This window comes from Nocardiopsis sp. iso_186 (genome assembly GCF_056173365.1).
This window is the reverse complement of the sequence record NZ_CM149670.1, coordinates 1,312,671-1,325,662: the sequence shown is the minus strand read 5'-3', so window position 1 is coordinate 1,325,662 and position 12,992 is coordinate 1,312,671. Positions and strand designations below refer to the sequence as shown.

Annotated in this window: 7 protein-coding genes; all 7 read right to left on the bottom strand. The window is 70.0% G+C overall.

Annotated features, from left to right (window positions below; all coding sequences use genetic code 11):
• Positions 1–103 precede the first annotated feature (103 nt).
• Positions 104–1,768 (bottom strand): energy-dependent translational throttle protein EttA, encoded by a 1,665-nt coding sequence (gene ettA / locus AC0VYP_RS05975; protein WP_475472923.1) that lies wholly within the window; start codon positions 1,766–1,768, stop codon positions 104–106.
• A gap of 10 nt (positions 1,769–1,778) precedes the next feature.
• Positions 1,779–2,843 (bottom strand): DUF4192 domain-containing protein, encoded by a 1,065-nt coding sequence (locus AC0VYP_RS05970; protein ID WP_475472922.1) that lies wholly within the window; start codon positions 2,841–2,843, stop codon positions 1,779–1,781.
• 78 nt (positions 2,844–2,921) lie between these two features.
• Entirely contained in the window at positions 2,922–4,280 is a 1,359-nt protein-coding gene (locus tag AC0VYP_RS05965; RefSeq protein WP_475472920.1) for a GGDEF domain-containing protein, read from the bottom strand.
• Between the two features lie 319 nt (positions 4,281–4,599).
• Positions 4,600–7,035, bottom strand: a complete 2,436-nt coding sequence (locus tag AC0VYP_RS05960; RefSeq protein WP_475472919.1) for a GTPase — start codon at positions 7,033–7,035, stop codon at positions 4,600–4,602.
• The gene (locus AC0VYP_RS05955; protein WP_475474172.1) at positions 7,035–8,888 is read right to left on the bottom strand and encodes a GTPase; all 1,854 of its coding nucleotides are present in this window, start codon (positions 8,886–8,888) and stop codon (positions 7,035–7,037) included. The genes AC0VYP_RS05960 and AC0VYP_RS05955 overlap by 1 nt, the downstream gene beginning before the upstream one ends.
• Positions 8,889–8,950: 62 nt before the next feature.
• Positions 8,951–10,237, bottom strand: a complete 1,287-nt coding sequence (gene cobA, locus AC0VYP_RS05950; RefSeq protein ID WP_475472917.1) for a uroporphyrinogen-III C-methyltransferase — start codon at positions 10,235–10,237, stop codon at positions 8,951–8,953.
• 239 nt (positions 10,238–10,476) lie between these two features.
• The gene (gene cobT, locus AC0VYP_RS05945; protein ID WP_475472916.1) at positions 10,477–12,936 is read right to left on the bottom strand and encodes a nicotinate-nucleotide--dimethylbenzimidazole phosphoribosyltransferase; all 2,460 of its coding nucleotides are present in this window, start codon (positions 12,934–12,936) and stop codon (positions 10,477–10,479) included.
• Positions 12,937–12,992: the final 56 nt, after the last annotated feature.

The window sequence follows — 12,992 nt, the reverse complement described above, 5'->3', positions numbered from 1 at the left end:
GCTGGACGGCAGTACCGCGAGCGGGCTTGCGCCGAGGGAATACGACGCGGCGCGGGCCGGGCGTCCAGTGACGCCCGACCCGCGCCGCAAACGGATCGTGCGGTCAGCCGCGGGTGAGCTTGCGGTGGGTGACCGCGTGCGGGCGGGCTGCCTCGGGGCCCAAGCGCTCGATCTTGTTCTTCTCGTAGGACTCGAAGTTGCCCTCGAACCAGTACCAGTCGGAGTCGCCCTCCCACGCAAGGATGTGGGTGGCGACGCGGTCCAGGAACCAGCGGTCGTGGCTGGTGATCACGGCGCAGCCCGGGAACTCCAGGAGGGCGTTCTCCAGCGAACCGAGGGTGTTGACGTCCAGGTCGTTCGTGGGCTCGTCCAGCAGGAGCAGGTTTCCCCCCTGCTTGAGGGTCAGCGCCAGGTTGACCCGGTTGCGCTCACCACCGGAGAGGACACCGGCCGACTTCTGCTGGTCCGAGCCCTTGAAGCCGAACGCGGCGACGTAGGCGCGACTGGGGATCTCGACGTTTCCGACCCGGATGAAGCTCTCGCCGTCGGAGATGACCTCCCAGACGTTCTTGTCGTCGGCGATGCGCCCGCGGTACTGGTTGACGTAGGAGATCTTGACGGTGTCGCCGACCCGGATCGAACCGGTGTCCGGCTGCTCCTCACCGACGATCATCTTGAACAGGGTGGTCTTACCCACACCGTTGGGGCCGATGACGCCCACGATGCCGTTGGGCGGAAGCGAGAAGCTGAGGTCCTCGATGAGAATGCGCTCGTCGAAGCCCTTGGTGAGCTTCTTGACCTCGACCACCGTCGTGCCCAGACGCGGGCCCGGCGGGATCTGGATCTCCTCGAAGTCGAGCTTGCGGGTCTTGTCGGCCTCGGCCGCCATCTCCTCGTAGCGTTGCAGCCGCGCCTTGCTCTTGGTCTGGCGGGCCTTGGCGTTGGAGCGGACCCACTCCAACTCGTCCTGCAGACGCTTCTGCTTCTTGACGTCCTTGGCTCCCTCGACCTTCAGTCGGGTGGCCTTGGTGTCGAGGTAGGTCGTGTAGTTGCCCTCGTAGGGGTAGAGCCGGCCGCGGTCGATCTCAAGGATCCAGGTGGCGACGTTGTCGAGGAAGTACCGGTCGTGTGTGATCGCGATGATCGTGCCGGGGTAGTTCTCCAGGTGCTGCTCCAGCCACTGCACGCTCTCCGCGTCCAGGTGGTTGGTGGGCTCGTCCAGCAACAGCAGGTCGGGCTGCTCCAGCAGGAGCTTGCACAGTGCTACGCGGCGCTTCTCGCCACCGGAGAGGACCGAGACGTCGGCGTCGGCGGGCGGACAGCGCAGGGCGTCCATGGCCTGGGCGAGCTGGCTGTCGAGATCCCAGGCGTTGCGGTGGTCGAGTTTGTCCTGGAGCTTGCCCATCTCCTCCAGCAACGCGTCGGAGTAGTCGGTCGCCATGAGTTCGGCGATCTCGTTGAACCGGTCGAGCATGCCCTTGGTCTCGGCGACGCCCTCCTGGACGTTCTCGAGAACCGTCTTGTCCGGGTTGAGCTGGGGTTCCTGGGCGAGCAGTCCGCTGGTGAAACCGGGCATCAACCGGGCCTCGCCGTTGGACGGCTGCTCGATACCGGCCATCAGTTTCAGGAGCGTGGACTTACCAGCGCCGTTGGGTCCCACGACGCCGATCTTCGCTCCGGGGAGGAACGATCCCGAGACGTCGTCGAGGACAACCTTGTCGCCGTGCGCTTTGCGCACGCTCTGCATGGTGTAGATGTACTCCGGCATGTCCACCAGCCTAGAGCGTCCGCTCCGGTGCCCCGGACACTCCGCGGCCGTCAGCCGACCCGACCGGCCCACGGGATCGGAGCGGCCTCCAGCATGCGGGGGAGACATTGGCCCACAACGCTTGGCGGACCAGCGTGGCCATGGGATAACCGGGGTGTGCCGCCAGGGCGACGTCGAGCGCGAGATGGGCCAGGATCGGGTCGCCGTCCTGCCAGGCAGCGAAAGCCACCAGTGATGCCGGGGCAGCGGCGTAACCGGCGTTGACCCGGCGCAGCACATGCGACCACAGGCGGACGTGCCGGGCCGCACACGGAGCGTCGATCGCGGCCCATGCCTCGTCCCTGACCCGTAGGTCGGTCAGCGCGACTCCCAACCAGCCGGTCTCGTCGTGGGATCGCGGCGGGCCCTGTCCCGCGAGCAGCGCCGCGATCGCGCGCCGGACGGCACGGCTGCCCTCGGTGGGGAAAGCGGTGTCGGAGATGCTGCGGTACCGGGCGCCGCGTGCCTCCGCGGAGCGGATGGCCTCGCTCATGGACCGGCGTGACTCACCCGTGACGGGTTCCAGCAGCCGCGCGCTCTCGGCCCGGGTGCGTCCGGCCCGGAAACCGGCGGCAAGCGCGGCGGACGGGACCGGTGAGTCCTCGGGGGCGTAGGGCCGCCCCTCTGGTGGACAACACGCGGCGGAAGTGCAGGTGTAGGACCAGTACCGGCCCTGGTGAAGGCGTAGCGCGTCCAGCACCAGGACGTCCAGGGCCGCCAACCGCCCTCGCAAAGCAGCCGCGCACGGTGTGACGTGCTCGGGGGGGCCGTAGCCGACGATGAGCGCGTAACGGCAGTTCTCCTGGACGAACAGGGCGGCCAGCCGGTCGGCGGGATCGGTGGACCCGGCTGCGGGGTCTGGGGGCAGGGCGTCCCCGGCGATGAAGGCCACGGATTCGTTCGGCTCGGTGATGCCGAGGACGACGAGCCCGTGCTCGGGCTGGAACCCGATCAGATAGGGCACGGCGGCGAGAAGATCGACGGGGGTGCGCAGTCGTAGTGGAGACGGTGACGGCGGGGTTTCGTGAACAGCCATGCCTCCACGATGCGGCGGGCACGCAGCACCGGGACGGGGTGGATGGGCGATCTGTGGACAACCCTGGATCGACCGGCGCTATCCCGGTTCGCCGCTGTGCTGCTCCTCGGCGACCTCGCTCTGGCGTGCCTGAGCGGGGACCCCGGCGATCGGGGCGACCGGCAGACAGATGCGGTTGCGTCCGGAGTCCTTTGCGCGGTAGAGCGCGAGGTCGGCTGCGGTCATGAGTTCCAGCAGGTCCCTGCCGTGCACCCGCAGCAGCGCCACACCGATGGAGACGGTGACGGCAACGGCGATCTCGCCGACCGGCAGCGCCATCCTCCCCACCCTTGTGCGCAGGCGCTCGGCGATACGGCATGCCTCGGCCATGTCCGCACCGGGCAGCAGGATCACGAACTCCTCACCGCCGAATCGGCCCACGACATCGTACTGACGCAGTTGGTGGGTGAGGGTGGTGGCGACCCCCACCAACACCTGGTCGCCGAAGAGGTGCCCGTGCGTGTCGTTGACCCGTTTGAAGTGGTCGATGTCCACGATCAGCACAGCCATGGGGCGCCCGGAGGCGATCGACCGTGCGAGTTCCGCCTCGGCCTCCTGTTCCCAGGTGGCGGCGTTGAGCAACCCGGTCTTGGGGTCGGTGCGCGCGGCGGTCTGCAACTGCTGGAAGAGGAGGCTGCGCTGCAGGAGCAGGACCGGGGGCAAGACGATGAACAACAGGAACAGGGAGAGTCCGCACAGGATGGTGACGACCAGGCCGACGCAGACCTCGACCCCGTCGAGCATGAGCGACTCGAAGTCCCAGATCATCTTGCGACGCGGCCCGCCCCGGCTGCTCAGCCGGATCGCACCCGCCACCAGGAGCGTGTTCAGGACCGTGAACAACGCCGCGCACAGCACCGCGGCCAACACCGCGTCGCCGGTGAGGAGCACACTGCGCGCGGCCGCGCCGGAGATTCCGTCGAGCAGGACGATCCGCCCGGCAACGGAGGCATGGAAGACCGAGGAGGCGGCGAACCCGGCGAGCGCGACGGCGGCGGCGCTGAACACCCGCCGAAAGACCACCGTGCGCTTGATGCGGTATTGCAGCATCAAGTAGAGCGGCACCGGAATGATCATGGAATACACGGGCGGGAGCAGCAGGAGCGTGGGAATCCACCACGCGCCGAGCAGGTCGCGCACCAGCCCTTGGGGCATTCCCAGTTGACGCATCGCCTCGACGCAGACCGCTCCTGAAGCGATCAACGCCGCACCGGTGAGCATCTCCTCCATGCGCAGGGTGGTGGTGAGAACGCCCGCCAGAAAGAGGACGACGTTGACGACGACGACGGTCACGACAAAGGCCACCACTGCACTGGGCTGCGCGAAGAGGGGCCACGCGCGGGGACGAAAAACCGCCGTTCCGTCACGATCAGTGACGGTGAACCGCGCTGCCGTCATTCTGGTCTCCTTACCGCCAGCCGATCCGACACGGCCACTTCACCGTTTCCATCGCTGCTTTTCACCGTTTCGCGCACACGAGGGCGGTGGTCGGGACACGATCGGAGATCACATTCAGTAATACCCTAATCGCTAACAGTGCACACCGATGCGAAAACAGATCCATTGGATGGCCACGGTGTCAATACGAAGGCGCCGACCGGGTTCCCCCGGTCGGCGCCTCTCGACTCAGCCTTGTACCGCTTTCACCTGCGCCATCATCCTGGTGACGCAGGCGTCGCCCAAGCTCGTGCACGCGTCCGACCGCGTGCGGCCGGGCTCACTCCACGGATTCGTACTCCTTGGCTCGCGCCGTGCCCAGAGCCTGGCCGTAGCGAACGTAGTCGGCGAGCTCGCGCTCCATGGGGGTGACGACACGTTCGGTGATGATGGCGAACACCCGCTCGGTCCCCTGCTCCTCGACCCGCTCGCGCCGACGGCCGGCCTCGACGGAGACGAGGCTGCGGCACCCGATCCCGGTCAGCCAGCCGAGCAGCAGGCCCGATGCCGCGAGCACCGCGGCGAAGGCCATGAAGATCGCGTCGTCCAGCACCGCGAGACCGGTGACCCCGCCCAGGAACCAGCTGACGGCGAGGGTCACCAGCCACACGATCCCGAAACCGGCGACTCCCACGAGGAAGTACTGGAGCACACGGACCACTCCCCACCACAACGGGGTGTCCGTGTCGTCGGGCACCGCCGCGGCCACAGCCGTCCCCAACTCGTCGGGCAGCGTCTCCAGGTGCGAACGCCCGGCCGCGCGCACCCGCTTGGGCCACGGTCCGGGCAGCCCGGCGGCAGAGGCGTCGGAGGCCGCCACGATCGCGGTGTCGAGTTCGACCCGTTGCGCGCCGACCGGACCCACGGCCTCACCCGAGTCGTCCTCGTTGAGGAAGTCCAGCTGAACCGCGCGCAGAGGATCGCGGCGCAGCCGCTTGGCCCAGCGGACCAGGGGCCACCCCACTCGCCTGGCGCCCTTGCGCTCGTAGGAGGTCTCGGTGGCGTCTGCGATAGCCGCGACACCGCTGGCCCCGGCCAGGCGGTCCAGCAGCTCACGACGCACGGGCTGGGACAACCCCGCTTCGGCGTCGGCGACGCCGTACTCCTCGAAATCGACGATGACCTGTTCGAGGTCGGCCACGAGCCGGTCGATGGCGGCCCTGCGCTCCGCGACCGTCTCGGTGAGCAGCGCCCGGAGGTCGCGCAGGCCCTCCCCCGTGATCGTGGAGGAGGTGAGGACCCGGGGATGGACACCGGACTCGGTCTCCAGCAGGCGGCGCAGATCGGTGAGCAGCTCTTCGGCCTCTTCCGGTTCGACCCGGTCCACCTGGTTGAGCACGGCCACCATCACCGCGCCGTGCCCGGCCATCTCGGCGAGATAGCGGTGATGTACGGCTGCGTCGGCGTACTTCTGCGGGTCGAGCACCCACACCAGCAGATCGGCCGCACCGATCAGGTGGTCGGCCTCGGCGGTGTGCGCGGCGCGCACGGAGTCGTGGTCGGGCAGGTCGAGCAGGATCAGACCGGTGAGCTCGGAATCGCCCTTGTCCAGTTCGCTGGCGCGGGAGTGCCGATGGCGCGGCGGAACGCCGAGCCAGTCGAGCAACCCGTCCGCTCCTTCGAGTCCCCACACGCAGGCGTGCGCCGACGAGGTCGTGGGGCGGGTGATGCCGACTCTGGACAGCTCCAGTCCGCTCAAGGCGTTGAACAGCGAGGACTTACCGCTTCCGGTCCCACCGGCCAGGGCGATCACCGTATGATCGGCCGAGAGCCGGAGGCGGGCTCCGGCATGCGTGAGCAGGCCCCGCGCCCGGTCGATGAGCTTGGGGGCGAAATGGTCACGGCCGATCTCGACGAGCGTGGCCAGCGCATCGAGGCGATTGATCAGCTCGGCGCGGGTGGTGGCCGGCATGGGCTGCCAGTCGTCACCGCTTGAGGGACGATACTCGCCGCCGTCATCGTGGTCGTCGTCCTCGGCCGAAGGCGACGTCTCCCATGACGGCCCCTCGTCCTCCTCGACGTCCTGCACCCAGCCACCGCGCGGGTTCTCCGGGGGCTCGGGGACGGTCCGACCGGAGGTGAACGGAGCGCTTTCCTGCGGTTGGGGAGCAGCTGCGGTGTCCACCGCGTCTCGGGGAAGCGCGGAAATGGGACCGGTACGCCGTCCGGCGATCTGGTCCTGCTCACCGACCGCGCCGGCCAGGCTGCCCACCCATTCGGCGAGCTGGTCGGGATCATCGGGATCATCGGGGTCGTCGGAGCCTCCGCTGTCGGCAGGCACGGCTTCTTGGGCCTTCGAGGTGTGCCGGCCCTGCTGGGGACGCTCCGCGGATCGCTCTGCTTCGGCCGCCATCTCGTCGGCCAGTTCGGCGACCGCCGCGGCCGGCCCCGGCTCCGGCTCGGCCGGCGCGATGGGCACCTTGTAGCTGAAAGCGGCAGGCCGCTCGGGCTGAGGCTCCTGAGGGCCCGAGTGGTCGTTGACCGCACGGCGCAGATCGGGGTAGGAGTCCTCCTCGGACTCCTCAGCGGCCGGCCAGGAGCCGGACGGGCGCGCCCAGCCATGGCCCCAGTCGGGCCGTGCTGCGTCGCCGCCCGCTTCGGGACGGCCCGACGGTGCCTCGACACGGTCGGCATCAGCAGGGTCCGCGTCGGGTGCAGCGGATCGCAGCAGATCAGGATCCTGCTCGGGGTGCGCGGAATTCCGATGAGTCGTCATCACGCAATCTCAAGGTTGTACGTGGCCTGGTAGAGCTGGACGGCGTCGGACTCGTCCGGCAGGTTCACCGCGGACAGTGCCTCGGCGAATCGGTGCTTCTCCTCTTCGAAGACAGCGCTGGTGCGGGCGCGCAGATCGTCGCGCGCCCGGGTGCCGATATTGCGAAGCGACTCGGCTCCGAAAAGACCCTTGAGCAGCCGATGCGGCGCGGCCTTGGACGATGCGGAGCCCCGCTCGCTCTCAAAGATCCCGAAACCCAGCAGACCGACGATGAGGACGAGCGCGAACGCTTCCTCGTCGTAGGTGACGAAGCGCGCCACCGAACGTTTGGCAACGCCGTCGGAGGCGATCAGCTCCATGACCCTGCGCTGCCATTCGGCGATGGCTGCGCGGGCCCTTCGAGCGAAGTCCTCGGGCAACTCGGCCAGCCGGTGCTGCTGGGCGATGTCCTGGCTGCCGGGCACCGCGGACCACCGCTCCATCGTCTCCTCGATCGCGCGCTCCGCGCTGGAGACGACGAGTGCTTCGACAGCGTCCCGGATCGCTTGCTCAAGGGCGTGCACCCGCGACGGCTCGTCCGGATCGACCCGGGCCTTGCGCTTGGTACGCAGCCGCAACGAGCGGACCAGTTCCCCGCTGGCGGCGATGTCCTGCCAACGGGCCAGTACGTTGCCGCGCAACAGCGAACCGTCGGACGTACCGCGCTCGACCTCTGCCAGGGCCGCCGCGAACGCCGTCCCCGCCGACGAGGCGAGGGTGCGCCCCACCTGTGCCTGGACCTCGACCTGTTTGGCGAGTTCGGGGATCCTGGTACGAAAACTCTCCAGTACTCCCAGGAGTGTGCGGCGCGAGACACGCTCGCGTTCGACCGGATCGGCGGCCACGTTGACGAGGTAGTCGCGGATCTGGTCGGCGGTGTTGGCGGTGAAGCGACCGCCCGCGATCTGGTCGGTCTCGGGAATGGTGAAGCGAGTGGCCCTGGCCAGCCCGTTGGCTTCGAGCATTGCGCCGAAGTGGTCCACGAGCTGTTTTCGCCCCCGACGCGGAACGCGGGACAGGACCACGGCGAGCGAGGTGTCGCGGTCGCGGGCCACCTGGAGGAACTCCCACACACGGGCGTCGGCGTAACGGCGGCTGGTGGTGACGAACACCCAGAGGTCGGCGGCGTCGAGGAACTTGGCGGCGAACTCGTGGTGGGCTGCGACGGCCGAGTTGACGTCGGGGGTGTCCAACAGGGCGACGCCCTCGGGCATGCACTCACTGGCGGCGAGGACCAGCATGCCGTCCTTGCCGGGCATCGCAAGGCCCTGTTGGCGCACACGGGGCAGGGAGGGGAGGAAGGCCGCCTCGCTGAAGAAGTTGACGTCGGCGGGGTTGCAGGCCAGGACGGGACTGTTGGTCGTGGGACGGCGCACCCCGGTGGTGGTCACCTGTTCGCCCACCAGGCTGTTGACCAGCGTTGACTTGCCCGCACCGGTCGAACCCGCAACTGCGATGAGCAGCGGGGTGTCGGTCTTTCGCACACGAGGGAGTACGTAATCGCTGAGCTGGTCGAGCACGTCGGCGCGAGCGGTACGCCCCTCCTGAGCCCCGGGGAGGCCGTCGGTGAACTCGATACCGCGGATCCTGGCGCGCAGCGCTTCCAAGTTCTGTTCGAGCTGCGCGGCGCCGGCGGCGGGGCCACGGTGGGCTCCTGCGGAGCGGGAGGAACCGTGCCGCCCGCCCGACGAACCTGGTTCGGGCGCGGTCCGGCTTCGTGACGTGCCGACCGTACTCGATTCGGCCTGTTCGAAGGCGAGCGGTGTCGAACCACCCGTCCCTGTCGGTTCCGGCACAGCAGGCGGCCGGGTCATGTCGGCTCCGCCCTTCTCATCGGTGTTCGTGGTCACAGCACCCGATTCCCCTAGGCCACATATCACTCCTGGTCGGCCGGCCGCCCCGTCGAGGTTGACAGGTCCGTGGTGTATTGACCCCCGTGCAGTATGTCAAGCTCCTGAGCCGCCTTCACCACTTCTCCGATGACGACGACCGCCGGCGCCCTCACCCCCGCTTCGCGCGCGGCCGTCTCCACCGTGGCCAGCGAGGCGAGGAGAGTCGCCTGGGTCGGCAGAGTGGCGTCCTGAACAACGGCGACGGAAGTCTCAGGATCGCGACCGTACCCGATGAGGGCGTCGGCGATACGGCCGATGCGCTCAACACCCATGAGGACGACGATCGTGCCACCGGAACGCGCTAGGCCGGCCCAGTTGACGGTGGAACGCTCGTCCCCGGGGGCGACGTGGGCCGAGACGATGTGGATGTGCTGGGCGACACCCCGATGGGTGGCGGGGATCCCCGCGCTGGCGGGGGCTGCCAGCGCACTGGTCACCCCCGGCACCACGGTGACGGGGATATTGCGTGCGATGCAGGCTGCGGCTTCCTCCCCCCCGCGGCCGAAGAGGAAGGAATCGCCACCCTTGAGCCGCACCACGAACTTGCCCTGTTCGGCGCGGTTCACGAGAACGTCGTTGATGGCCTCCTGAGCCATCGAGCGACCGTAGGGGATCTTGGCGGCGTCGATGATCTCGACCTCCCCTGGCAACTGGTCCAGCAGGCTCATCGGGGCCAGGCGGTCAACCACGACGACATCGGCCTGCGCCAGGAGCTGACGGCCGCGCACCGTGATCAGACCGGGGTCGCCCGGCCCACCCCCGACCAACGCGACACCGCGCATCCGTTCACGCCCTCTGCGGGCGTCCAGTGTCCCGTCGGCGAGCCCGTCAACAACGGCATCGCGCAGTCCGGCTGCCCGCCTGGGGTCTCCCCCCGCGATGACGCCGACGGTGATGCCCGAGGTGCTCCCACTGGCCGGGGTCCAGGCGGTGGCCGCATGACGGTCGTCGGCGCGTACGCACCAGATGCGCGCGGCCTCGGCCTCGGCGCTGACGGTTTCGTTGACGTCTCGGACGTCGGTGGCAACGTGGACCAGCCAGAAAGCGCCCAACCGCGGATCGGTGAGGTCTCCGGTCCGGTAACGCCTCCGGTGCCAGACCAGCCGCCCGGCCGTGACCAGGTCCTCCAAGGTCGCGGTGAGCTCCGGGGAGACCACCGTGACGCGGGCCCCGGCCCGAAGCAGGACGGGAACGCGCCGCTGGGCGACGTGACCGCCGCCGACCACCAGCACGTCGCGTCCCTCCAGGCGCAGGCCGAGAAGATACGTCATCGAGACAGCCTCCAGATGTCGATGCCTCGCCTGCGAACCGCAGCGGGCCGCCCGGGCCTGCGCCGACCGGGCGAACGGGGCGCGTGTCCCGGCGGATCCGCCCCGACCCGGGCCATGCAGCCTTTATTGCCGGACACGCCCAAAATACCGTGCCGCGCCCCGCTACTGCTTCCCTCCCGGGTCACACCCGCGCGTCGGGAGCGCCCCTTCCCCGCTTCTGCGGCGGGACGCTCCCGGTACTAGCCGCGCTGGGCGATCCCTGCGTCGTCGAAGGTGGCGACGTCACGCAATGCCCGTGCAGCGGCCTGGACGAGGGGAACCGCGAGTAGCGCGCCCGACCCCTCGCCGAGCCGCATCTCCAGGTCCACCAAAGGCCGCAGGGCCAAGTGGTCGAGGGCGACGGTGTGGCCGGGCTCGGTCGAGCGGTGGCCGGCGATGCAGGCGTGCACGGCGTCGGGGGCCAGCGCCACGGCCGCCAGTGCGGCCGAGGCCGCGATCACGCCGTCGATCACCACGGGGACCCGAAGAGCTGCCGCACCGAGGATGAACCCGGTGAGCGCGGCATGCTCCAGACCCCCGACTGCTGCGAGCACTCCGACCGGGTCGTGGGGATCGATGGAGTTGACCCGCAGTGCCGCACGCACGATCTCGATCTTGTGCTCGTGCATGGCGTCGTCCACCCCGGTTCCACGGCCGGTGACGACGGCCGGGTCCTGTCCGGTGAACGCCGCGACGAGCGCGGCCGAAGCCGTGGTGTTGGCGATCCCCATGTCACCGGTGACCAAGCAGCGGTTGCCGGCCGCCACGAGGTCGCGGGCGACCTCGATCCCGGCTTCGAGCGCATACCCTGCCTGGGTCCGGGTCATGGCCGGCCCCAGCGTCATGTCGGCGGTACCGCGCGCGATCTTGCGCGGCAGCAGCCCCGGCCCCTCGGGCAGGTCTTCGACCACACCGACGTTGACGACCGTGACCTCCGCCCCCACCTGCGCGGCGAAGGCGTTGACCACTGCACCCCCGGCCAGGAAGTTGCGCACCATCTGCGCGGTGACCTCCCGGGGCCAAATGGTGACCCCCTGGGCCTCGACCCCGTGGTCCGCGGCGAAGACCGCGACGGTCGCCGGTTCCGGCAACGGCGCCGGGCACTCCCCCGTCAGTCCGGCCAGCTGCGCGGACAGGTCCTCCAGAACACCCAACGATCCGGCCGGCTTGGTCATGCGGGCCTGGCGGTCGCGGGCCTCGCCCACCGCACGCTGGTTGAGCGGCGCGATGGCGGCCACGGTCTCCTCCAGCAGGCTGGTGGGCTGCTCGCCGGGCAGGCCGCGCTGGCCGTAGTGGTCGTGGTGCACCGCCCAGGAGAGGGGGCGACGCTGCGCCCAACCGCCCAGGGACAGTTCGGGCTCGGTCGGGAAGTCCTCCACGTACCCCACGCAGAGGTAGGCGACCACCTGGAGATGGGGGGGAAGGTCGAGCGCGCGGGCGAGCTCGCGTTCAGCGGAGAAACTGACCCAGCCGACGCCGAGTCCTTCTGCACGGGCCGCCAACCAGAGGTTCTCGACCGCCAGGGCCGCGGAGTAGCCGGCCGCGTGCGGCTGGGCGTGGCGACCGAGCGACGGACGCCCACCGCGGGTGGGGTTGACGGTGACGACGACGTTGACCGGGGTGTCCAAGATGGCCTCGACCTTGAGACCGGAGAACGCGCGGGCCCGGGCCCCGGGCAGAGCCCGGGCGTAGTCCTCGCTCTGGCGCTGGACGAGGTCGCGCACCCGGGTGCGAACCTCGGAGTCGCTGATCACGACGAAATCCCAGGGTTGGGAGAAGCCGACCGACGGCGCCTGGTGGGCGGCCTGGAGGACCCGGGTCAGGACCGCGTCGGGGACAGGGTCGGGACGGAAACCGGCCCTGACGTCGCGACGCTCGCGAATGGCCCGGTAGACGGTCGCGCGCTCGGCCTCGGAATAGGCGTGTGCCGCCGGCGCGGCGCTCTGCTCCAAATACTGGGGCCCGGGCTGGAGCGGCGCGGGACGCGGGGTTGACGCGGGCTGCACAGGCGGCACGGGCGGCTCCGGCGGCTCGGGGGCGGCCTCGGGGGCGGCCTCGGCGGCGGGAGCCGGCTCCAGCAGCGCGGGGACCGGCTCCTCTGTCGCGGGCTCGGTCTCAACGGGGTCCGGAAAGGGGACCGCGGCGGCTGCTGCGTTCACTGTTTCACCATCGGTCTCGGGTTCGGCTGGCACGGAGGGCGCGGGGGCGTCCTGGGGCGGCGCAGGGGGCGGTGGCACGGAGTCGCTTGGCGGGGACGGCTGCACCGGCTGGCGCGGGGGCAGCGTGCGCTCGACGGTCGCACTGCGGAACGGAATCACGTTGGGTTGGCGAACCGGCTCAGGAGGCGGCTCCGATGGCTCCTCCGGGGCCGGGACGGAAGGGCGGCCCTGCTGGGAGAACGGGGACCACTGGGCGACCCGCGGCAGAGGATCGACAGGCGGGCGGTCGGGGTTGAGGCCGGGGCGGCGGGGCGCGGCCTGCGGGGTGCGCAAAGCGGGGTAGCGCAACGCGCCGGCGCCTCTCCCCTGCTCGGGCAGGTCGTCCAGGAGGCCGCCGGCAAGGGCGTCGCCGGACGGGGGAACCACGTCCCAGCGCCCCTGGGGGCGCCCCCGCCCGTCCTCGGGTTCTGCCACGCCGCTGTCGCGGTCGTCACCAGTCATGGAGATCCTCCGCGGTCACGGTTTGCGGTCTCGTCGTCGGCATGTCGTCCCCCAAT

Excerpts from the sequence above, each read along its gene's own strand:
- AC0VYP_RS05955 (WP_475474172.1), bottom strand. The coding sequence starts at position 8,888 with ATGACCCGGCCGCCTGCTGTGCCGGAACCGACAGGGACGGGTGGTTCG.
- cobA (WP_475472917.1), bottom strand. The coding sequence starts at position 10,237 with ATGACGTATCTTCTCGGCCTGCGCCTGGAGGGACGCGACGTGCTGGTG.
- AC0VYP_RS05960 (WP_475472919.1), bottom strand. The coding sequence starts at position 7,035 with ATGACGACTCATCGGAATTCCGCGCACCCCGAGCAGGATCCTGATCTG.
- ettA (WP_475472923.1), bottom strand. The coding sequence starts at position 1,768 with ATGCCGGAGTACATCTACACCATGCAGAGCGTGCGCAAAGCGCACGGC.
- cobT (WP_475472916.1), bottom strand. The coding sequence starts at position 12,936 with ATGACTGGTGACGACCGCGACAGCGGCGTGGCAGAACCCGAGGACGGG.
- AC0VYP_RS05965 (WP_475472920.1), bottom strand. The coding sequence starts at position 4,280 with ATGACGGCAGCGCGGTTCACCGTCACTGATCGTGACGGAACGGCGGTT.
- AC0VYP_RS05970 (WP_475472922.1), bottom strand. The coding sequence starts at position 2,843 with ATGGCTGTTCACGAAACCCCGCCGTCACCGTCTCCACTACGACTGCGC.